The sequence below is a fragment of the Tamlana flava genome, from assembly GCF_041287255.1.
GTDB classification, from domain to species: Bacteria; Bacteroidota; Bacteroidia; order Flavobacteriales; family Flavobacteriaceae; genus Tamlana; species Tamlana flava.
In genome coordinates, this window is the sequence record NZ_JBGGTX010000001.1 from 462,301 (window position 1) to 484,435 (window position 22,135).

General features: G+C 38.7%; 18 protein-coding genes and 1 tRNA gene. 9 read left to right on the forward strand and 10 right to left on the reverse strand.

Translation table 11 applies throughout. The features are described from left to right. The first annotated feature begins 1 nt into the window (after position 1). From ACB104_RS01885 to ACB104_RS01895, 3 genes are all read left to right on the forward strand, one after another. A complete protein-coding gene (locus tag ACB104_RS01885; protein WP_370476583.1) occupies positions 2 to 754 on the forward strand; it encodes a 4'-phosphopantetheinyl transferase family protein in 753 nt (250 codons plus the stop codon). Positions 755 to 831: 77 nt separating this feature from the next. Further along, positions 832 to 1,614: an MBL fold metallo-hydrolase gene (locus tag ACB104_RS01890; RefSeq protein ID WP_370476584.1), complete on the forward strand. Its 783-nt coding sequence runs from the start codon at positions 832 to 834 to the stop codon at positions 1,612 to 1,614. Between the two features lie 136 nt (positions 1,615 to 1,750). Continuing rightward, on the forward strand, positions 1,751 to 3,022 hold the full coding sequence (locus ACB104_RS01895) for a sterol desaturase family protein (RefSeq protein WP_370476585.1): 1,272 nt from the start codon (positions 1,751 to 1,753) through the stop codon (positions 3,020 to 3,022). 67 nt (positions 3,023 to 3,089) lie between these two features. On the opposite strand, the gene ACB104_RS01900 is transcribed toward ACB104_RS01895, so the two are convergent. Then, positions 3,090 to 3,163, reverse strand: a tRNA-Arg gene (locus tag ACB104_RS01900). Positions 3,164 to 3,350: 187 nt separating this feature from the next. Here ACB104_RS01900 and ACB104_RS01905 point away from each other — a divergent pair. Further along, complete coding sequence (locus ACB104_RS01905) at positions 3,351 to 4,922, forward strand: hypothetical protein (protein WP_370476586.1); 1,572 nt, start codon at positions 3,351 to 3,353, stop codon at positions 4,920 to 4,922. Between the two features lie 78 nt (positions 4,923 to 5,000). Next, a complete protein-coding gene (locus ACB104_RS01910; RefSeq protein ID WP_370476587.1) occupies positions 5,001 to 6,821 on the forward strand; it encodes a glycoside hydrolase family 2 protein in 1,821 nt (606 codons plus the stop codon). A 92-nt stretch (positions 6,822 to 6,913) separates the two neighbouring features. Here the strand turns inward: ACB104_RS01910 and glyA are convergent, their stop codons facing one another. Continuing rightward, positions 6,914 to 8,185, reverse strand: a complete 1,272-nt coding sequence (gene glyA / locus ACB104_RS01915) for a serine hydroxymethyltransferase (RefSeq protein WP_370477091.1) — start codon at positions 8,183 to 8,185, stop codon at positions 6,914 to 6,916. A gap of 214 nt (positions 8,186 to 8,399) precedes the next feature. Between glyA and fahA the strand changes: the two genes are divergently transcribed. Beyond that, the gene (gene fahA, locus ACB104_RS01920; protein ID WP_370476588.1) at positions 8,400 to 9,683 is read left to right on the forward strand and encodes a fumarylacetoacetase; all 1,284 of its coding nucleotides are present in this window, start codon (positions 8,400 to 8,402) and stop codon (positions 9,681 to 9,683) included. A 196-nt stretch (positions 9,684 to 9,879) separates the two neighbouring features. Then, positions 9,880 to 11,073 carry a hypothetical protein gene (locus tag ACB104_RS01925; RefSeq protein WP_370476589.1) on the forward strand — a complete coding sequence of 398 codons (1,194 nt, stop codon included), beginning with the start codon at positions 9,880 to 9,882 and terminating at the stop codon, positions 11,071 to 11,073. A 465-nt stretch (positions 11,074 to 11,538) separates the two neighbouring features. Here ACB104_RS01925 and ACB104_RS01930 read toward each other — a convergent pair whose 3' ends face one another. From ACB104_RS01930 to ytxJ, 4 genes are all read right to left on the reverse strand, one after another. Continuing rightward, positions 11,539 to 12,618 carry an adenylate/guanylate cyclase domain-containing protein gene (locus ACB104_RS01930; protein ID WP_370476590.1) on the reverse strand — a complete coding sequence of 360 codons (1,080 nt, stop codon included), beginning with the start codon at positions 12,616 to 12,618 and terminating at the stop codon, positions 11,539 to 11,541. Between the two features lie 73 nt (positions 12,619 to 12,691). Further along, positions 12,692 to 13,696 carry a sugar kinase gene (locus ACB104_RS01935; RefSeq protein WP_370476591.1) on the reverse strand — a complete coding sequence of 335 codons (1,005 nt, stop codon included), beginning with the start codon at positions 13,694 to 13,696 and terminating at the stop codon, positions 12,692 to 12,694. A gap of 128 nt (positions 13,697 to 13,824) precedes the next feature. Continuing rightward, entirely contained in the window at positions 13,825 to 14,220 is a 396-nt protein-coding gene (locus ACB104_RS01940; RefSeq protein WP_370476592.1) for a gamma-glutamylcyclotransferase family protein, read from the reverse strand. 8 nt (positions 14,221 to 14,228) lie between these two features. Further along, positions 14,229 to 14,675: a bacillithiol system redox-active protein YtxJ gene (gene ytxJ, locus ACB104_RS01945; RefSeq protein WP_370476593.1), complete on the reverse strand. Its 447-nt coding sequence runs from the start codon at positions 14,673 to 14,675 to the stop codon at positions 14,229 to 14,231. Between the two features lie 182 nt (positions 14,676 to 14,857). Between ytxJ and clpB the strand changes: the two genes are divergently transcribed. Further along, the gene (gene clpB / locus ACB104_RS01950; RefSeq protein ID WP_370476594.1) at positions 14,858 to 17,464 is read left to right on the forward strand and encodes an ATP-dependent chaperone ClpB; all 2,607 of its coding nucleotides are present in this window, start codon (positions 14,858 to 14,860) and stop codon (positions 17,462 to 17,464) included. A 347-nt stretch (positions 17,465 to 17,811) separates the two neighbouring features. Further along, positions 17,812 to 18,552: a deoxyribose-phosphate aldolase gene (gene deoC / locus ACB104_RS01955; RefSeq protein WP_370476595.1), complete on the forward strand. Its 741-nt coding sequence runs from the start codon at positions 17,812 to 17,814 to the stop codon at positions 18,550 to 18,552. On the opposite strand, the gene ACB104_RS01960 is transcribed toward deoC, so the two are convergent. Genes ACB104_RS01960 through ACB104_RS01975 form a run of 4 tightly spaced genes read right to left on the reverse strand, consistent with a single transcriptional unit; the run spans position 18,549 to position 22,093 of the window. Beyond that, positions 18,549 to 19,394, reverse strand: a complete 846-nt coding sequence (locus ACB104_RS01960) for a 5-oxoprolinase subunit C family protein (RefSeq protein ID WP_370476596.1) — start codon at positions 19,392 to 19,394, stop codon at positions 18,549 to 18,551. The two genes, deoC and ACB104_RS01960, sit on opposite strands and share 4 nt — an antisense overlap. Further along, positions 19,387 to 20,118 (reverse strand): 5-oxoprolinase subunit PxpB, encoded by a 732-nt coding sequence (pxpB, locus tag ACB104_RS01965; protein WP_370476597.1) that lies wholly within the window; start codon positions 20,116 to 20,118, stop codon positions 19,387 to 19,389. The genes ACB104_RS01960 and pxpB overlap by 8 nt, the downstream gene beginning before the upstream one ends. A gap of 5 nt (positions 20,119 to 20,123) precedes the next feature. Then, the gene (gene pxpA / locus ACB104_RS01970) at positions 20,124 to 20,864 is read right to left on the reverse strand and encodes a 5-oxoprolinase subunit PxpA (RefSeq protein ID WP_370476598.1); all 741 of its coding nucleotides are present in this window, start codon (positions 20,862 to 20,864) and stop codon (positions 20,124 to 20,126) included. After that, positions 20,864 to 22,093 carry an Nramp family divalent metal transporter gene (locus tag ACB104_RS01975; protein WP_370476599.1) on the reverse strand — a complete coding sequence of 410 codons (1,230 nt, stop codon included), beginning with the start codon at positions 22,091 to 22,093 and terminating at the stop codon, positions 20,864 to 20,866. Before ACB104_RS01975 ends, pxpA begins: the two co-directional genes overlap by 1 nt. Positions 22,094 to 22,135: the final 42 nt, after the last annotated feature.

Below are 22,135 nucleotides of genomic sequence, written 5' to 3' on the forward strand. Positions count from 1 at the left end.
CATGCAATTTTCTAAATCACTCAGAAATTGGTCTATCAACGGTTTGGATTACTTAAACTCAAACGGTAAGGACAATGTAGTCTGCGTTCACCTATTGAATCTTAATGATCTAGATTATATTAAGCTATTGAATCTTCTTTCAGATGATGAACTTATCCGAGCTCGTCTATTTCACTTTGATAAGGACCGAATCAAGTTCATAAAAGTAAGGGGAGCATTACGCTTAATTTTGGGTCAATATCTTGATATTTATCCTGAAATGATTCAATTTAACTATGGTAATAATGGAAAACCTGAGCTCAAATTTCCCGATTCAAATCAGCTTGGTTTTAATTTATCTCATTCAGGAAACAGGGCAATCATAGGGATAACTGATAAATACCTGATCGGTATTGATATAGAAGAGGTAAATAATAAAATTGATCCAATAGATATTGCTCATAGGTTTTTTTCGGAAAATGAAATCATGTTACTTGATAATGCCATGGACAATGAAAAACACAAATTATTCTATCAGCTATGGACCAGAAAAGAAGCATTGCTTAAGGCAGTAGGTATCGGAATTTCAACTCCCTTAGAAAACATAGATGTTTCAGATTTCACCGGAGATAGGTACATTTCTCTTTCTACCAACGGTAATGACCATGAACTTAAAAAATGGTATGCCCGAAATCTAATTGATGATAAGAGTTTTATAGCTACTATTGTCACAAATCATTATATTTATGAAATAAAAATCATTGAATCTATTTAGAACTTGAACGAAGTGGTTCCTTTCTATTTGAAGAACTACTTGGATAAGTTACAACCTTAAAATCCCGAGAATATAAAATGATTATTCATCATATAAGGAATGCTACCTTCATTATAGAAACAAAGGAATTTAAATTACTTATTGATCCAATGCTTGGCAAAAAAGGAAGCATTCCTACATTTACATTCTTTCGATATAAAGCAAAACGAAATCCGACAGTAGATTTACCTGATAATATCAAACAAGCCTTAAAGGGAATTACACATTGTTTGATTACCCATTGCAGAAAGGGACATTTGGATCATTTAGATAAGGATGGAATACAATTTTTGAGAAATACAGGTATTCCGGTCATATGCCATATAACAGACAAAAAACATTTAGAGAACAAAGGAATTAACGTACTAAAATGCTTGGGATTTTGGAAAACTTTTAAATTGCCTGAAGGCAAAATGGAAATATCAACAATTCCTGCTTTGCATGGAAGAGGTTGGATAACCGCATTCATGGCTAACGGCTTAGGATATTTTATAAAATTTGAAAATGAACCAAGTATTTACATAAGTGGAGACACCGTACTGACCGAGGATGTAAGAAAAGCCATGAAATCTTTCCGACCAGATATTACAGTTGTTGCAAGTGGTATGGCAAGATTAGATCTTGGCAAGCACATATTAATGCAATTGGACGAAATAGTACAATTTGTAAAAATGTCCCCTGAAAAAGTCATCTGTAATCACATGGAAGCCTTAAATCATTGTCCCCTCACTAGAAGTGAATTAAAGGAACAACTCATAAATTCAGGTGTTAATGAGAAAATATGGATTCCTAAGGATGGAGAGACCTTAGAATTTTATTAAGAGAAGGTGGTTAAGAATAAATTAATGATACTGTTTCCATTGAATCAAAATTTCCTATAGAAAATACGATTTGCTATCTTTACATGAATAAACATTTTTCTAATATAAGTAGATTTTAACTTATACTCTTGTTGATATGGAATCTTTTATCACCCCTTTTTTGTTTGCCATCCCTTTTTTTATTGTGTTGGTGCTTTTCGAAATAGGATATAGCCATATTGTTAAAAAGCAAGTGCACTCAACTATGGATACTGTTTCGAGTATCAGTTCGGGATTGACCCATATTGTAAAAGAATCCATGGGTCTTTTAATTATTATAATTTCCTATCCGTATTTGTTAGAAAATTTTGCTTTATTCGAAATCCCGTCCAGTTTTATTCTTTACGGTGTGGCATTTGTCGCTCTCGACTTTGCAAGTTATTTATACCATCTATTAAACCACCGCATAAATGTTTTATGGAATCAACATGTGATTCATCATAGTAGTGAAGAATTTAATTTAGCCTGTGCCATAAGACGACCGGTTTCAAATATAATAGCCTTCTTTCCACTGCTGTTAGTCCCTGCAGCAATTTTTGGTGTTCCGCATGAAGTAATTTCGGCTTTGTTCCCAATACATGTATTCGCACAATTCTGGTATCATACAAAGCACATTGGAAAGCTTGGAATCTTAGAATATATAATTGTAACACCTTCACAGCATCGCGTACATCATGCAATAAACGAGGAATATATAGATAAAAATCTCGGGGCTATTTTTTGCGTTTGGGATCGTCTTTTTGGTACGTTTCAAGAGGAATTGGATGATGTTCCTGCGGTGTACGGGATACTAAAACCCGCTCATACCTGGAATCCATTTTTAATCAATTTTCAGCATATTTGGTGTTTAATCCAAGACGCATGGCACACAGAAAATGCATGGGACAAATTGCGAATATGGTTTATGCCTACCGGATGGAGACCAACAGATGTCATTGAAAAATATCCGATTAATAAAATCAATGATGTAAAAAATTTTAAAAAATATACAACTAACTGTAGCAGAGGCTTAAAAATTTGGTCAGTATATCAACTAACTGCAACCCTGTTTTTAACGTTCTTCATGTTTTATAATTATGGAATTCTTGGGTTTGATAATCTACTGCTTTATGGTATTATAATCTTTGTTGGTATCTATGGTTATACGACCTTAATGGATAGAAAGAAATATGCAGTTATTATTGAGGTAATGAGAGGCGTATTGGGATTGACCCTCATTATTTGTATGGGAGATTGGTTTGGACTAAATAATTACATTTCATGGGGTGGACAAATTGTAGTCCTTTATTTTGTCAGCACAATAATTGGATCTTTTTATTTTACTTTTTTCGAAAAGAATCTGAGCCCTTCTAATCAGATAATGATTTAAGCGTCATTTACATTTCAAAATTGTTAAAACAAAAAAAAAGCCAACACTTCGTGTCAGGCTTCTTTTGTGATCGCGACAGGATTCGAACCTGTGACCGTCTGCTTAGAAGGCAGATGCTCTATCCAACTGAGCTACGCGACCTAAACCTTAAGGAAAACGATTTCCATTTTCGGTTTGCAAATATAAAATTAACTCCATACCCAACCAAAAGAAATGTTTATAATTTTAAATTTATTGCAATTCCCTATTTTTTTGAATTTTTGAAGGTTTACATACTAAATCCTAGCTTCAAAAGTTATATTTTTAGCCACCTAAACCGATGTTTTTAATGAAACGTTACTTATATTTTGCTCTTACCTTAGGATTTTTATTGCTTTGGAGCTCATGCCGAAAGGATTTTGAGTTCTCACCCAGTACAGGAAGCCTTGAGTTTTCAAAAGATACCGTTTACTTAGATACCGTTTTCACGAACATCGGTTCAAGCACCTATAATTTAACCGTCCATAATAGAAGCGACAGCGATATTTCAATTCCTTCAGTAAGGTTGGCATTGGGTGAATCATCTAATTATAGATTGAGTGTTGATGGCATAGCCGGAAAAACTTTTGAAAATGTTGAAATCCTATCAAAAGACAGCCTCTACATTTTCGTAGAGTCCACCATCGATATCAATAATTTCCCAAACACCAATGGTGAATATCTCTATACCGACCAGATAGAATTTGATTCAGGGAGCAACCTTCAAAAAGTAGAACTGGTCACTTTGGTCAAGGATGCCGTTTTTATTTATCCAGGGCGTGATGGCACAACAAAAGTCATTGAAACCCTAACCCTAGATTTGGGTGGCGAATTAGTGGAAACCGATTTACAAGGGCGCGAATTGCTCCCTGAAGAGCTGACACTATCAGACGAAAAACCCTATGTAATTTATGGTTTTGCAACTGTACCCAATGGTGAAACGCTAACCATTGAACCCGGTGCACGATTGCATTTTCATGATAATTCGGGCATTATTGTTTCCAACGGCGCTTCAATTAATATCAACGGAGCATACAGCAGCGACCAAGAATTATTGGAAAATGAAGTTATTTTAGAAGGCGACCGGTTGGAACCTTTATACGAGGACATTCCGGGCCAATGGGGAGCCATCTGGTTATTGGATGGAAGCTTGAACAACACCATCAATTACACTACCATAAAAAACGCCACTATTGGTATTTTATGTGATGGCAATCCAAATGAAACAAATAACAAACTCACCATAACTAATTCGCAAGTTTACAATTCCAGCAGTTTTGGTGTTTTGGGTAGAAACACCTCCATTATGGGCGAAAATGTAGTGATGAACAATGCTGGTTTATCCTCTTTTGCCGGTACTTTGGGAGGAAAATATAACTTTACACACAGCACCATTGCCAATTATTGGAATACCAGTTCCAGACAATTCCCTGCACTTTTGCTAAACAATTTTGTTTTGGATGAAGAAAACAATGCTGCTCTTGCAGATTTAACCGAAGCCAACTTCAACAACTGCATTATTTATGGCAATGATAATCCTGAAATTCTTTTGGATGAATTGGAAGACGAAAACGTGGTATTCAACTTTAAATTCACCAATTGCTTAATAAGATTTGATAGCAGAAATACCAATTTAACAGGTCCTAATTATGATTTGGACGATACCAATCATTACGAAGGCAACATTTTTAACCAAGACCCCAACTTTTTCAAAGTAGATAAAAATATGTTGGTTATTGGTGAAGAATCGGCAGCCATTAACCTCGGTAATCCAACTTTTGCGGCTCAAATCCCTTTTGATATTTTGAACGTGGATAGAACCACATCGCCAGACTTGGGAGCCTATCAGCACATTACCTTTCCCGCAGAGGAAGAACAGTAAACTTTTAAGTTTATTTGTTCTGTGTTAATTCACAGGTAGAAAAAACATGAACAAACTAAATACAAAAACCAAATACCCATGAAAAACCTGAAGAAAGTTTCTCATAAAATCACTTTCAGTTTAATTCTTATCGCATTTTTTGCTGGTTTTTCATATGGTCAGGATATTTTTATTTCCAATACGCAAAATCGGAACTACGCAAGTTTAAATGGTAAATGGGAGTACATCATAGACCCCTATAAAACTGGAGGAATGGGCGGCATGGCCATCTACAAAAATGCTGAACCCAAAGACAAGACCGCCCGTGTGGAGTATAGTTTTGATGCATCAGAAACCCTTTGGGTTCCCGGCAACTGGAATTCGCAAAAGCCAGAATTAAAATATTTTGAAGGCAATGTTTGGTATAGACGCACATTCAACGAAAACGATATCGATGCCAACAAGCGCTATTTTATTAACATTGGAGCGGCCAATTACTTAACAACGGTAACCTTCAACGGTAAAATTCTTGGAAGACATGAAGGTGGCTTCAACCCATTTACTTTTGAAATCACCGATTTAATCAAAGAAGAAAACAACTATGTAATAATTGGGGTTGATAATACACGCCGACCAGATAATATACCAGCGGAGGTTACGGATTGGTTTAACCACGGCGGTATAATCCGTGATGTAAAGCTCATCGAGACACCTAAAACCCTGATTGGTAAATATTTCCTATCACTTGATAAATCGACGCTCAACAAAAAAACAAAAAAGATTAACGGCAAAATTGAGCTCGTTGGTGAGCATTTTCCCGAAAGTGCGAAAATTGAAATCCCGGAATTAAAAGTAAACCAAATCATCAAAATAAAACCGAGCGGCACAACCCACTTTTCAATTGAAGCAAGAAATGTCGAATTGTGGTCACCCGAAAACCCTAAGCTATATCAGGTAATTATTGAGGCTGGTCATGACGCGTTGGAAGACCAAATAGGTTTTAGAACGATTGAAACGGCTGGAAAACAAATCTTATTAAATGGCAAACCCATCTTTTTAAAAGGCATTTGTTTGCACGATGAAAATCCTTTTAGACAAGACCGTGCCAATACCATTGAAGATGCCAAAACGGTGTTGGGTTGGGCACAAGAACTTGGGTGCAACTTTATCAGGTTGGCGCACTACCCCCATCAAGAAAATATTGTTCGTCTTGCAGACCAACGAGGTATTTTACTTTGGGAAGAATTGCCGTTGTATTGGGGCATTCAATGGGGAAACCCAAAAGTATTGGAAAAGGCTAAACATCAGTACAAAGAATTAATCAACCGGGATTATAACCGTGCCAGTTCCATCATTTGGTCCATTGCAAATGAAACTGCCCCAAATGATGAGCGCACTGCTTTTTTATCGGAATTAGCCGATTATGTTAGAAGTATTGACGACACAAGGTTAATATCCGCTGCCATTAAAAAAGACCAAGAATTGGACGGTCATCCAGATAGTGTTTACACCTACAATGACCCACTTATTGAAAAATTGGACATCATCAGTTTAAATGAATATTTGGGATGGTACGGCGGATTACCGGACGAGACTAGAAAAAAATCATTCACTTCAGGATATGAAAAACCAATTATTGTCAGTGAATTTGGAAGTGGCGGACGACAAGGTTTTCACGCCGACAAATTAACACGGTGGAGTGAGGAATTTCAAGAATACCATTATAAAGAAAGCATTGCCATGTTTGATAAAATTGACGGCTTGGTTGGCATGACCCCGTGGATACTGGTAGATTTTATGTCACCTTTAAGACAACTGCGCGGTGTACAAGATGGCTGGAACCGAAAAGGCTTAATCTCCGAAAAAGGGCAAAAGAAAAAGGCGTTTTATGTACTTAAGGAGTATTATGAAAGTAAGTAATGGTTTAAACGCCCAGTTGATCTTACAAAAATTATGAAACAAAAAATCCTGCCAATGGCAGGATTTTTTGTTTCTTATTATTTTCAAAAAGTTTATGCAAACAAAGGTCTTCCAGACATCATGGCATTTACTTTTTCTTTTACAGCATCCAAAGTAGCTTCATCTTCAAAGTTCGTAATCACTTCGTCAATCAATTCCACAATGGCATCCATATCAGCTTCTTTAAGTCCACGTGTTGTAACGGCTGCCGTTCCTAAACGAATACCTGAAGTTACAAACGGCGATTTATCATCAAATGGTACCATATTTTTGTTTACGGTAATGTCCGCTTTTACAAGAGCCTGCTCAGCATCTTTACCTGATACGTTTTTGTTTCGTAAATCAATCAGCATACAGTGGTTGTCTGTTCCACCAGAAATCAAGTTATAATCTTTAGCAACTAAAGCTGCTGCCAACGCTGCGGCATTCTTTTTTACTTGAAGTTGGTAATGTAAAAATTCATCGGTCAACGCTTCACCAAAAGCTATGGCTTTAGCGGCAATAATATGCTCTAATGGGCCTCCTTGGTTTCCTGGGAAAACCGCAGAATCCAATAAGGATGACATTTTACGTAAACTTCCATTTTTCAATGTTAAACCGAATGGGTTATCAAAATCCTGTCCCATCATAATCATTCCACCACGAGGACCACGCAAGGTTTTGTGTGTTGTTGTGGTTACAATATGGCAATGTGGAAGGGGGTCATTCAAAATACCTTTTGCAATCAACCCCGCAGGGTGTGAAATATCGGCCAACAAAATAGCACCAACGCTATCGGCAATTTCCCTGAAACGCTTAAAATCGATATCACGGGAATATGCAGATGCCCCGGCAATAATTAATTTTGGTTGCTCCTTAGTGGCAATCTCTTGAATTTTATCATAGTTTAAAACCCCTGTTTCTTGGTCAACACCATAAAACACCGGATTGTAAAGTTTACCTGAAAAGTTAACAGGCGAACCATGGGTTAAATGCCCACCGTGCGATAGGTCGAAACCTAAAATTTTATCACCCGGTGTTAAACACGCATGGTAAACCGCTGTGTTGGCCTGACTTCCAGAGTGCGGCTGAACGTTTACATACTCTGCTCCAAACAAAGCCTTGGCACGATCGATAGCTATTTGCTCCACTTCATCAACCACTTCGCAACCTCCGTAGTAACGTTTTCCGGGGTAGCCTTCAGCATATTTATTGGTAAGTACCGAACCAGCAGCTTCCATCACCTGTTCGCTTACAAAATTTTCTGAGGCAATCAGTTCAATACCATGTAGTTGGCGCTCCTTTTCGGCTTGTATAAGTTCAAAAATTTGTTCGTCGCGTTGCATATAAAATGTTCTTCTAGTTAAATATTCGGCAAAAATAACAAATAGATTAGTTAAACTTGTCAAAAAACATGTATTTAGCATGAAGTTTTTAACCAATTTATCAACGGGTGGAAGCTGTACATATTTTTTGCATTTTTTTTATTTAAAATAAAAATTTTATGTAGGTTTGATAACAATTCATCAAAACTGATTCAATTTAAAAAGACATAATTTTATGCCGTTATCCGCTAACAATCCAGATAGAACTTCGTGGTTGCACGTTGATAAAAATTCAGATTTCCCCATCCAAAACATTCCTTTTGGCGTGTTTTTAACCCGCGATGACATCATTACCATTGGCACGCGTATTGGCGATACGGCCATTGATTTGGGCGCATTGCACCAGTTGGGGTATTTTAACGGGATTGCCTTAACGGATGATATATTTCTGCAAGATTCATTAAACGACTTTATTGCGGACGGTAGAAAAACGTGGCGTGCCGTGCGAAACCGCATTGCCCAGATTTTTGATAAAAGCAACCCTATTTTAAAGGATAACAAAAGCCATAAGGAAATTGTGTTGTTCCGATTGGACGAAATAGAAATGCAATTGCCGGTTCATATTGGCGATTACACCGATTTTTACTCAAGTTTAGAGCATGCCACCAATGTAGGCAGCATGTTTCGCGATCCAGAAAATGCCTTGTTGCCAAATTGGCTGCACATTCCTGTAGGGTACCATGGCAGAAGCTCGTCCATTATTCCATCGGGTATTCCGGTGCATCGTCCACAAGGGCAAACCTTACCTATCGGAGCGAACGAGCCTGTTTTCGGGCCAAGCAAATTGGTGGACTTTGAATTGGAAATGGGCTTCATTACTACTGCTGCCAACGATTTGGGAGAACCCATTCCTATAGATGAAGCGGAGGAGTATATTTTCGGTTTGGTACTGCTTAACGATTGGAGTGCGCGCGATATCCAAAAATGGGAATACGTGCCGCTAGGTCCGTTTTTGGCTAAAAATTTTGCAACGTCCATTTCACCGTGGATTGTTACCCTTGATGCTTTGGAGCCATTCCGCGTGGCTGGCCCAAAACCAATCAAACCTCAAATGGAATACCTTAAATATAAAGGCAATAAAAGTTACGACATCAACTTGGAAGTTTCCATCAAGCCCCACGGTGCCAAAGAAACTGTGGTCTGCAAATCGAACTTCAAATACATGTACTGGAACATGGTACAGCAGTTGGCGCACCACACCATTAACGGTTGCCCAGTAAATTCGGGTGATATGATGGGGAGTGGAACCATTTCAGGCCCAACCGAAGATAGCTACGGCTCTATGTTGGAACTCACTTGGAAAGGCGAAAAGCCAATTAAAATGAAAGACGGTAGTGAACGTAAATTCATCAACGACAAGGACACCGTTATTATGCGTGGCTATTGCGAAAAAGACGGTACGCGTATTGGCTTTGGTGAAGTTTCCACAAAACTACTTCCTGTTTACGGCAAAAAATAACAAAAACAACATACTCGTTTTTTACATGACTTTGGCAAAGGTTCAAAGCGCTCAGCCATTCGATATTTTAAACCATAATTCCTACAAAATAATTTTTTAAATCACATTTAAACGGATTTATTAGTATTTCATCTATATTTTCGTTACTTTGGCACCGAAATTGTTTGACCCCCAAATAAACCTATACGATTAACCCATGAAAAAACTATTACTTTTTACGTTAGCCCTAGCGATTGTATGGTCCTGCAGCACGAGCAGACAAATGGAAAAAGCCGTGAGCATTGGCAATTACGACCATGCCATTAATGATGCCATTGGCAAGCTAAGAGTCAATAAAGACAAAAGAGGAAAATCTGATATCATCTTAATGCTACAAGAGGCTTATACCAAAGCCAACGCCCGCGATTTGGACAATATCAATTACCTGAAACAAGACAAGAATCCAGAAAACTTTATTAAAATCTACGATTTATACGTTTCATTGGATAACAGACAGGAGCGCGTAAAACCGCTTTTACCGTTGTATGTTGATGGCCAAGAAGTGCGTTTGGATATGAAAGATTATACCAGTACCATGATTGCCGCCAAAGACAAGGCTTCGGAGGTATTATATGGCAATGCCACTGCACTTTTAAAATCGAAGACTAGCAACAAATTGGATTACCGTTTTGCATACGATCAATTGCGCGACATTGAAGACATTAACCCCAATTACAAAGATGTGCGCAACCTTATGGAAGAGGCCCACCAAAAGGGAACCGATTTTGTATTGGTTGAAATGATAAACGATACCCAAAAAGTAATTCCGCAGCGATTGGAAGACGATTTATTGAACTTCAGCACTTACGGATTGAACAACCTTTGGGCGGTGTACCACAACAACCCCGTTAAAGATGTAAACTACAATTACAACATGCGCGTTAATTTACGCCAAATCAATACTTCACCAGAGCAGGTTAAGGAACGTCAAATCATCAAGGAAAAGCAAATTGTTGATGGCAAAAAACTGTTGTTGGACGAGCGTGGAAACCAAGTTAAGGACAGCCTTGGCAATGCCATTGAGGTAGATAACCTAAAAACGGTACGTTGCGAGTTTTATGAGTTTACCCAATTTAAGGCCGTACAGGTTACCGGAAATGTAGAATACTATAATTTAAACACCAAGCAACTTGCCGATGCCTTTCCGGTAAATAGCGAATTTGTGTTTGAACATATTTATGCCGATGTACGTGGCGACCGCCGTGCTTTGGAAACGACGTTATTGCCTTTTTTACAACAGCGTGCCGTGCCCTTCCCTACCGAAGAACAAATGATATACGACTCCGGAGAAAATTTAAAGATCCAGCTTAAAAACATTATGAATTCGTATTCATTGAATGAACAATATTAAAAAAAACGCCCAATTTAGATAGGGCGTTTTTTTTAGTTCTTGTTAACTGGATATTATCTTAAGAATTATATTTCCTTTTTTTCTTCCCGTGTCAACATATTTATGGGCTTCACGTACCTGTTCAACTATGCCCGAAAAAACGGTTCCTAAAACAGGTTGACGTGGTTTGGTAAAACCCAACAAGATTCACATAACTAGTCTCATAAATCCTTCAACCCTAAGACCTCTGATTCTTACATCCCCTGTATTAAGAGACGAGGCGACTATCTTTACTAAAACCTCATTTTTTTTAGGCGAAGGCTTTGGGATATCCTTAATAACTAAAACCTCTGGTGGTCCATATTTGGGACAAATTACTGCTTTCATAATAGCATTTTGTATAATGGCTTATCTTAAAGTTAGACAACGATTAGAAATTAATTCTGTTACAATTATTTTCATTAGTAAATAAACCTATTTAGGGCTTTATCCAAAAGTATATAAAACCAAAGACTTAGTTTTACCCCGAAGCTCCTGTTTTCCTAAAGATTTTAACGAATAACCAGTACCTAGGTTTAAGGCGTTTACCAAGAGTTCAGAAATTAGTACCTCTACCCCATAGCTATTGCAAAGGGCCTGTATACGGGCAGTGGTGTTCAGTACATCACCGGTAAAAATAATGTCTTTTTTAATGCTGCCTATTTCGCCCGTGGTTACCTTTCCCATATGAAACCCCGCCTTAAAAATGGGCACCTCACCAAATTTGTTTTGGTACCACGCCTCGAGCTTTTTTAAACTGGCTTTCATGCCCTCAAAACACCTAATGCAATTGTTGTTTTTTATGCCTTTTTTAAAGTGCCACGACACCACAATTTCATCGCCCACATATTGGTAAATCTCGCCAGAGTGCTCAATTATGGGCTCGGACAAATCCCTGTAATAGGCATTAAGCAGCCCAAAATACTTAATGTGCCCCAAACGCTCGGCCATGCTGGTGGAGGCTTTCATATCCAAAAACATAAAAATGCGGGTTTCCTCTTTAGGCTTGTGGTATTTGCCCGTTAAAAAGTTAAGCAACACGCCATGCCCCATATTATCGCTAATCTCAGCATAAAACAACGAGGCCAGCAACGAAATGGCCAACTGCAGGGCCGTGCTCCAAAACGTAAGGCTCTTTAAAAAAGTGAAAAACTTTTGCCAAACAGCCTCATCCCAAACCGAGGTTTTTAGTTCCAAACTCGCCGCAATGGGAAAGGTTATAAAGACTATAAGCGCCAAAAACGAGGCATAGATGAACGTTTTACCCAGTATTTTTTCCAGAAAACTGCGCTTGGCAAACAGGGCATTTAAATAAAAGCGTTCAATAGAGCCAACCACCAACCCCAGTACAAAAATAAGGCTACTGGCAAAAAGCAGTACCCTGTAATCTACTTTTATGGCACCCGTGGCCACTTGGTTTGGTGCGGCGGCATGCTCGATAAACAAAAACACAAAGGCAAATACCAACCAAATGATACCAAAGGGCAGTATTTTAGAAAGATGATGTTTTGCTTTGGGTGTTAACACGCTGTTGCTTTTGTTACGGCAGCAACGAAGTTAACCTTTCGTGTTGGAAAAAGAAATATTTCTAACCTAAAACCTAACGCTTTATTTTCCCGGAAGTGTCGCCTTCCATCAAACTAATCACATTCTCCAGCGAAACCATATTGACATCCCCAGGGACCGTGTGCTTAAGTGCACAGGCCGCCGTTGCAAAATTTAGGGCATGTAAATCATCCTCATAATGCAATAAGCCATATATGAGGCCAGAAGCAAAGGCATCTCCCGTGCCAACACGGTCTATAACATGGCTAATGTCTAACGTTTCGGTTTTGATGTATTCCGATCCGTTCCACATTTTACCGGTAATTTGCTGATGCGACGCACTAATGGATGTTCTTGTTTTTCCAACAACTTTCGCAATCCTTGGAAAAGCATCCATAAGTTCTTGCGCTGATGTTTGAAATCCGCCACCCAGTTCTCCAAGTCCAAACATTTCATAAATGCCCCGATTACTTGAAAACACAATATCGCAATGCTGTGTTAATTCTGTCATAACCTCTTGCATGGTTTTGCCATACTTCCACATGTTTTTGCGTGAATTAATATCACCCGAAACCGTTATGCCAATTTTGTTGGCGGTTTTAACCGCTTCCAAACAACACATGGCAGCTCCTTCTGAGATGGCTGGCGTAATTCCTGTAAAATGAAACCAATCTGCTCCTTTAAGCACTTCTTCCCAGTCAACCATATCGGGCTGTATTAAGGAAAAAGCAGACCCTTCTCGTTCGTAAATAACTTCACTGGAGCGATGCACCGCGCCTTTTTCCAGAAAATATTTCCCCATCATGTTATCGCCATATACCACGTGGTCGGTACTCAACCAATGCATTCGCAAAAATTGGGTGGCGGCTTTTCCGAGGGCGTTATCCGGAAAACGGGTGACGTGGGACGCCTTCATACCCAGATAGCCACATGAAATCGCTACATTGGCCTCCCCACCGCCATAAACAAGGTCGAAAGATGTGGCCTGTGAAAATTTTGAATAGCCCGGTGGTGACAAGCGCATCATGACCTCACCAAATGTTACTAGTTTTTTAGCCATTATTTAAGTTTCGTTAACGTTAATTTAGTATGATTGAAGATATCCATAAATTCCTAACCTCACAACAGTATGTGGTTTAAAAGTTTCAAAGGGAAAGAAATAATGCTAAGGGATTTTGTCGAATTAACTCAACCCAAGAACTTCCCTGAAGTAATTTGCACCAAGCCTGAATTGCTTAAATTATAAAGGTAAACCCATGTTTTTATGGTCGTTCCCTCTTCCAAAAAGGCAGTGACCAACTCTTTTTTATAAAGATTGGGCTTGGGTTGGCTTTCGCCTACGCCCTCATAGTCGTCCAACACCTTGAAAACGGAATCGGCATCCTTTATTTTGAATACTTTACCGAATACTTTTTGCGATGGGTCGTCACTCAACACAGCCCCCGGATACCACGATACCCTATACAGTTTACCATAAAAATAGCCATTGCCCACGCATTCGGAATGGGCTTCCAAGAACTTGGCCATCTCGTGGTTGGAGTCCTTTAAAAGTGTACCGTAAACGAATAAATATTCGGGTTCCATTTTAGGTGTTATGCAAATCGCTGTAAATCTAAATCATTAACGCCTCCGTGACTGGCATGTGCTACCACCGTTCCGTTTTTAACCACCAAAAGCTGTGGCGATTCGTGCACTACCTGAAAGGTTTCGGCAATGGCGTTTGAAATATCACGATAAGCAATTAAATCGAGATAGAACAAATCAGCCTGATTTTCATCAAAGCCAAAGTCTTTTTCAAATTGGTTTTTCACCATTCGGCTAATCCCACAACGGGTAGAATGTTTAAAAATGAACTGTGTTTTGGTTTCCGATTGGGCTTTTATATTTTCTAATTGTTGTAATTCGGTTAAGGTTATCCAAGGCTGTTGGTTTTCTACAGTTGTTTCGGTTGAACTTCCGAAGGTCCTATTTAATAATCCCATAAAAATTTCTTTCTCTTTTAATGGTTTTGCAACATATCCGCTACAAAATCCATTCACAATTTTTTACTAAGTCGACATAAATCCCAAAGCTTACAAACCGACAAAAAGTCACTAAAAATCAAACTTCAGCGGACATTTTGTCTCGTAAACTACCTTGGTAAGATAATTGACCTATACAAGGTGTAAAAATAAAAAAACAACACCCTTTCTTGTAAAAAGAATTGAAAAAATAATATAACATGAACTTGAACAATTATACCATTAAATCGCAGGAAGCTATACAGCAAGCGCAACAAATTGCTCAGGGCTTTGGTCATCAACAAATTGAAAATGAACATATTTTTAAGGGCATTTTTGAGGTTGATGAAAACGTGCTACCATTCCTTTTGAAAAAGCTGAATGTAAACGTTTCTATACTGCAACAAGCATTGGATAAACAGCTTGAAAGTTTTTCTAAAGTTTCGGGCGGCGAACTCATGCTATCCCGCGAAGCCGGAAAAACGCTCAATGAGGCTGCTATCATTGCAAAAAAAATGAAAGATGATTATGTGTCTATCGAGCATTTAATTTTGGCTGTTTTTAAATCTAACAGCAAAATTGCCCAAATGCTGAAAGACCAAGGCGTTACCGAAAAAACCTTATCCGCTGCCATTGTTGAGCTTAGACAAGGTGACCGTGTAACGTCGCAAAGTCAGGAGGACACCTATAACTCATTAAATAAATATGCCAAAAACCTAAACCAGTTAGCCAAGGATGGCAAGTTAGATCCTGTTATTGGTCGTGATGAAGAAATTAGACGTATTCTTCAAATCCTTTCGCGAAGAACTAAAAACAACCCAATTTTGGTGGGTGAACCCGGTACAGGTAAAACTGCTATTGCCGAAGGTTTAGCGCACCGAATTATTGATGGCGATATTCCTGAAAACCTAAAGGACAAACAAATTTTTGCTTTAGATATGGGGGCTTTAATAGCCGGTGCCAAATATAAAGGTGAATTTGAGGAACGCCTAAAAGCCGTTATTAAAGAGGTAACCAGTAGCGATGGAGATATCGTTCTGTTCATTGACGAAATTCACACCCTTGTGGGTGCTGGAGGCGGACAAGGCGCTATGGACGCAGCCAATATTTTAAAGCCTGCCCTAGCCCGCGGAGAACTCCGTGCAATCGGCGCCACCACTTTGGATGAGTACCAAAAGTATTTTGAAAAGGACAAAGCTTTAGAACGTCGTTTTCAAAAGGTAACTGTAAACGAACCCGATACTGAAAGCGCTATTTCAATATTGCGCGGTATCAAGGAAAAATACGAAACACACCATAAAGTGCGTATAAAAGATGATGCCATTATTGGTGCTGTGGAATTATCGCAACGCTACATTACCAATAGGTTTTTGCCCGATAAAGCTATTGACTTGATGGACGAAGCGGCATCAAAAATGCGTATGGAAATCAATTCCAAACCAGAGGAACTCGATGTTTTGGATAGAAAAATTATGCAGCTAGAAATTGAAATTGAGGCCATTAAGCGTGAAAAAGATGAGGCTAAATTGAAGAGCTTGAGTTCTGAATTGGCAAATCTCAAGGAACAACGTAACGAAATTAATGCCAAATGGAAAAGTGAAAAAGAGGTTGTGGACAATATCCAAAACGCGAAACAGGATATTGAAAACTATAAATTGGAAGCCGAAAAAGCTGAGCGCGAAGGCGATTACGGTAAAGTGGCCGAATTGCGCTATGGCAAAATAAAAGAAGCCCAAGAGCAACTGGAGATATATCAAAAGCAATTGCAGGAACAAGGTGAGTCATCCTTAATCAAAGAGGAAGTAACCTATGACGATATTGCCGAGGTGGTTGCCAAATGGACGGGTATTCCTGTTACCAAAATGCTTCAAAGTGAGCGCGAAAAACTGCTTAAATTGGAAGATGAATTGCACAAACGTGTGGTTGGTCAAGAAGAAGCCATTGAGGCCGTTAGTGACGCCGTAAGAAGAAGTCGCGCTGGTTTACAAAACCCTAAAAAACCTATTGGAACCTTCTTATTCCTTGGTACAACGGGCGTCGGTAAAACGGAGTTGGCAAAGGCCTTGGCCGAATATTTATTTGATGACGAAAACGCCATGACCAGAATAGACATGAGCGAATACCAGGAACGCCATGCGGTGAGCCGATTGGTTGGTGCACCTCCAGGATATATTGGCTATGATGAAGGTGGACAATTAACTGAAGCCGTGCGAAGAAAACCTTATTCTGTGGTGCTTTTGGATGAAATTGAAAAAGCACACCCCGATACCTTCAACATTTTGTTGCAAGTATTGGATGAAGGACATTTAACAGACAACAAAGGTCGTGTGGCAGATTTTAAAAACACCATCATTATCATGACGTCCAACATGGGAAGCGAATTGATACAACAGCATTTCGATAATACCAAGGACATCGATTCTGCCATTGAAGCGGCCAAAGTTGATGTTTTAGGATTACTCAAAAAGTCTGTACGACCTGAGTTTTTAAACCGTATTGACGATACCATCATGTTTACACCATTAAGCAAGGAAAACATCATCGATATTGTAGGCTTACAGCTTAAACATGTAACTAAGATGATTGCCAAACAAGGCATTACCTTTGATGCGACACCCGAAGCCATTGGTTATTTGGCTGAAAAAGGTTATAATCCAGAATACGGCGCAAGACCTGTAAAACGTGTCATCCAAAAAGAAGTCTTAAATGCGTTAAGTAAGGAGATTTTAGCAGGAAAAGTGACTACGGATAGCATCATTTTACTAGATGCCTTTGATGACAAACTTGTGTTTAGAAACCAAGGTGAATTAGTAAAAGAAGAAATTTAAAATATAATAGCTGTTTTTTGTAACAAATTAGGTTGCAAAACAGTCTATTAGTTTGGTTGGTTAGTTGAAAAGCAACACAAATCCGTTCTTTTGGATGCGTGTTGCTTTTCCTTTTTATTCGTACCTTTATAAAAAGATTTTTAAATCGTAAAATATTTACAGAAAAAATCTGTTAAATACGTAGTTGATTTACCGTTGGTCTAAAAACCAAAAAGTTACAGAAAACTATAGTTTAAATTATATAAATTAGTAGTTAGGTTACCCCCAAAACCTGCTATAAAACCAACCAAAACCAAACATTTTTTGTTATTCTTTTTAACAAAAAACATTAAAACCTACTTAAAACAATGACTGTATCTAATTACATTGACTACACTTTATTAAAACCCACGGCAACCAGCCGGGACATCATCGAATTATGCCATACCGCCAAAGAAAATAAATTTTACAGCGTATGCGTAAACGGATGTTATGTGGCATTGGCCAATCAATTATTGGAAGACAGCAAAGTAAAGGTGTGTTCCGTAGTTGGTTTTCCATTGGGCAATATGGCAACGGCGTCAAAAGTTTATGAAGCTGAAAAAGCCATTGAAGATGGTGCCGATGAAATAGACATGGTAATCAACCTCAGTTTTTTGAAGAGCAAAAACTACGTGGCCGTCTTAAAGGACATCAGCGACGTAAAATTGGCCATTGGAAAAACACCTTTAAAAGTGATTCTTGAGGTATCGGAATTGAATAAAAATGAAATCATCAAAGCCTGCGAAATCTGTTTGGATGCCAAAGCCGATTTTGTAAAAACCTCAACTGGGTTCTCTAAAAGTGGTGCCACGCTAACAGCGGTTAAAATCATGAAAAAAACCCTAAAAAACAGGGCTAAAATTAAAGCTTCCGGTGGTATTCGTGATTTTGATACAGCCATAAAATACATCGACGCCGGTGCAGATAGAATTGGAACCTCAGCGCCTATAAAATCACCAGAAGACAGTCTCAACATTAGAAACACCAGAATATATAATCAGTACGTTGAGAATTTCAACGTTACTTCTAAAAAGAAAAATTTAACTACAAAAGCTGGGACTAATTAGATTATTTTAAATTCAATCGTTTGACCGCTAAATTTCTGTGCCAGAACATCTATGGCAGATTCCTTTAATTGAAGAACGCGAGGATATCCACCCGTAGTTTGGCAGTCGCGCATTAAAGCAATCAATTTTCCTGATGGTGTTAATTGTACCGTTCCTGGAATAACGGGTGAAGTAATGATTGGCTCAATTTTGTTTCTAATGATTTCCTCCAATTGATAGGCCATCCTATTATTTTCTTTTGAAATGGTGAACTGGGAGGTCAGTAGTTGGTTTTGTTGTTCTTCCGAAAGCAAATCGAACTCAGGCCCTTTAAACACCTCCATAATTTCTGTAGCTAAATAGGATTTATTTATTCTAAGGCTAGCGTGCTTTGCACTGTTCTTTATTGCAACTTGTTCTATGGGCAACACATCCCCTTTTTTTAGAATATGTGAAGCCGTAATATGCGCAAACATACTTTTACTCTGCATTACTGTTTCAGTATTAAATCCTCCAGAAACACCCAAATAACAACGAAAGCCAAGTTCCAATTTCCCAAAAGATAAAATATCACCGCTTCTTACCGTCAAGATTTTATTATTCTCAATGGGTAAGTCATTCAACTTTGGGTGCATCGAAGCTCCTGATATACAGATAAAAGTATCGTATTCAAATTGCAAAGTGGCTCCAGTCATGGTCATTTCAATAACTGCGGCATGTTCATCATTGCCCAACAAAGCATTCACCGTTCCCGCCGCATAGCGATCCATAACCCCCGAATACGGCACCCCATATTCTTGATAGCCAAAACGCCCCATATCCTGAACGGTAGAATACAAGCCTGGATTTAACACCTTAACCATCAATCACCTCGCTTTCCAATTGGTAAACCTGAGCATCAACCAAGGTTTTAATGTCCGCATGTTCCTTTAAAGTAATGGGGCAAAACTTTATTTGGTCGCCTGCTTTTGCAAAACAAGGTTCTTCTTTTTTTATATTGAAAAAGTTTAAGGGCGAATTCCCAATGATGTTCCAACCCCCTGGGCTGGCACTTGGATAGACTCCTGTCTGATCGCCACCAATGGCCACAGAACCTTGTTCTATTTTTAAGCGCGGCGTTGATTTTCTGGGCATCATTATGTGTTCATCCAGACCACCTAAATATAAAAATCCGGGTAAAAAGCCGATAAAATAAACTGTGTAAACGGCCTCGGAATGAAATTTAACAATATCACCTATTGTCATTTTTTTTGTTTCTGAAATAGCTTCCAAATCAATACCGAAATGGGCGTCATAGCAAACAGGGATTTTCCATAATTTTGCCTTGGATGTTGAGGAAATAGTATCAGAGTTATAGATTTTTATCAGCAAGTCAACCTCATCTTGAACATCCTTTTCCAAATGGCTATAGACAAGTAGTAGTGAATTGTATGCCGACCTAACTTCTTCTATATTGGTCACATCAGAATACTCAATACTAGATTTAAAACGCAGCACATCCTTTAAAATATCCTCTGAAATCAACTTGGGCCATTCAATTAAAATAGCATGCTCGCCATAAGATTTAAAAGAGAGTTGATACGCCATGCAATCTATCTAATTTTAATGCCTTTGGCTTGTAATTTATCGACTAAACTCCTAACCAATTGAACGGCGTTTGGATTATCCCCGTGAATACAAAACGTATTGGCCCTTAAAGATACCAACTCCCCAGAAACGGTTTTGATTTTTTGAGTGACCACCGCATTATAAACATGTTCGAACATGGCATCTTCATCCTCAATGAGGGCATTTTTCTCTGTTCGCGCAACCAAGGTAAGGTTATCGTTATAGTTCCTATCGGCAAAGGCTTCATAAAAAACGGGAATGTTATGCTCAATAGCCAAACGCGCCATTACCGAGTTATAGGGCACGTAAAGTTCGGCAGGAAGCATCAAAGCTTTCATCACCTCTACAATCACTTTTGCTGTTCGTTCATCAACCGATACAAGGTTGTATAAAGCCCCGTGAGGCTTAACATGGTGAAGTTGTAGATGTTCTTCATCAAGCACAACAATTAAATTTTTAATTTGGTTTTTAATGGACGTAAACAATTCCACGCAGGGCATGTCCATGATTTTTCTTCCAAAATTTTCCCTATCGGGAAACGACGGGTGTGCCCCAATTTTTACTTGATTCTGTTTAGCCAGTTTCACTACGGCTTTCATCGTGTCGTAATCTCCAGCATGGCCGCCACAGGCAATATTACATGAAGAAATATAGGGCATCAATTGGGCTTCATTTCCAAGTCCTTCACCCATATCTACATTAATATCAATGATTTGGTGTTCCACTAAACTAGATTTAAGCCAAACACTTTATTAAGTGTTGCCAGAGACAGTAAGATACTAATTAAAAGGATTAAAAGCCCAAAAATATTATGTCTTGTTGTGTTTCTATGTGTCCCTAAAATAGATTCTTTGTTGACAATCCAAATTAAAACTCCAGCAATAATCGGCAACAAAATGCCATTGGCCACTTGCGCAAACTTGATGATATCAATGGGTTTGATACCCAGCGACGAAAACACAATGCCCAAAACCAAAACAAATAACCAAACCGCCCTAAACTTTTTGGTTTTCATGTTAGCCGACCAACCCAAACAACCACAAGCAACAAAAGCTGCTGCCAAAGGTGCCGTAATGGCACTTGTAATGCCCGCTCCGAATAAGCCAATGGCTAAAAAATATTTGGCAAAATCGCCAAATAACGGCTGCAGCCCTTTAGCCAAATCGGTAGCACTTTTAATGTTACCCTCTTGAATGGAAGCCGCCGAAACAATAATACACATAGACACCAAACCACCTAATATTATGGCTACAAGAGTATCTTTTCTAGCGTATTTTAAATCGGATTTTGTTTTCCATTTTTCCTTAACCAACGAGGCGTGTAAAAACAAATTATAGGGCACCACCGTGGTGCCGATAAGCGCAATGACGGTAAGCAAACTTTCCCTTGGGAATTTTGGAACAAAAGCACCTTTTAGAATTTCTATAATGTTTGGCTTGGTGATTACAGCGGTGATAAAAAACGCCAAACTCATCAATGTTACCAAACCGATGAGTACCCTTTCCAAAGTTTTGTAATTTCCTAAATATAGCATCATAAAGGCAGCACCACCAACAATGATGCTCAGAACATTTATGGAAACTTGTCCCAATTTAATATTTGGATTACCAACTATGGTTTCTAAACCTAAAACCCCACCAGTTATATTTCCTGCTTCGTAGGAGGCGTTGCCAACAACAATAGCGGAAAGCATCAAAGCAATAACCAAAAACTTAGCTAATGGGTTTTTAATGTTTTCCCGAATGATTTCGGCCAAACCTCTTTGGGTAATAATGCCCAGCCTTGCCGACATTTCCTGTAAAACAATGGTTGCTATAACCGACAAAACCATAGCCCACAAAAGTAAAAACCCAAACGCAACCCCAGCGAGCGTACAAACTGTAACTGTACCAGGACCAATAAAGGCTGCGGCTATTAACGGACCCGGACCTATGTTTTTAAACCAATTTAGCATATCTATTTCAACAAAAATGGATTCTAACCTCTGTCAGCTTTC

Bases quoted from the DNA above. Each gene is read 5' to 3' on its own strand.
- ACB104_RS01910 (WP_370476587.1), top strand. From the start codon at position 5,001: ATGAAAAACCTGAAGAAAGTTTCTCATAAAATCACTTTCAGTTTAATT.
- ACB104_RS01890 (WP_370476584.1), top strand. From the start codon at position 832: ATGATTATTCATCATATAAGGAATGCTACCTTCATTATAGAAACAAAG.
- ACB104_RS01905 (WP_370476586.1), top strand. From the start codon at position 3,351: ATGAAACGTTACTTATATTTTGCTCTTACCTTAGGATTTTTATTGCTT.
- deoC (WP_370476595.1), top strand. From the start codon at position 17,812: ATGACTGTATCTAATTACATTGACTACACTTTATTAAAACCCACGGCA.
- ACB104_RS01925 (WP_370476589.1), top strand. From the start codon at position 9,880: ATGAAAAAACTATTACTTTTTACGTTAGCCCTAGCGATTGTATGGTCC.
- ACB104_RS01895 (WP_370476585.1), top strand. From the start codon at position 1,751: ATGGAATCTTTTATCACCCCTTTTTTGTTTGCCATCCCTTTTTTTATT.
- ACB104_RS01975 (WP_370476599.1), bottom strand. From the start codon at position 22,093: ATGCTAAATTGGTTTAAAAACATAGGTCCGGGTCCGTTAATAGCCGCA.
- fahA (WP_370476588.1), top strand. From the start codon at position 8,400: ATGCCGTTATCCGCTAACAATCCAGATAGAACTTCGTGGTTGCACGTT.
- ACB104_RS01935 (WP_370476591.1), bottom strand. From the start codon at position 13,696: ATGGCTAAAAAACTAGTAACATTTGGTGAGGTCATGATGCGCTTGTCA.
- ACB104_RS01940 (WP_370476592.1), bottom strand. From the start codon at position 14,220: ATGGAACCCGAATATTTATTCGTTTACGGTACACTTTTAAAGGACTCC.
- clpB (WP_370476594.1), top strand. From the start codon at position 14,858: ATGAACTTGAACAATTATACCATTAAATCGCAGGAAGCTATACAGCAA.
- ACB104_RS01885 (WP_370476583.1), top strand. From the start codon at position 2: ATGCAATTTTCTAAATCACTCAGAAATTGGTCTATCAACGGTTTGGAT.
- glyA (WP_370477091.1), bottom strand. From the start codon at position 8,185: ATGCAACGCGACGAACAAATTTTTGAACTTATACAAGCCGAAAAGGAG.
- ACB104_RS01960 (WP_370476596.1), bottom strand. From the start codon at position 19,394: ATGGTTAAGGTGTTAAATCCAGGCTTGTATTCTACCGTTCAGGATATG.
- pxpB (WP_370476597.1), bottom strand. From the start codon at position 20,118: ATGGCGTATCAACTCTCTTTTAAATCTTATGGCGAGCATGCTATTTTA.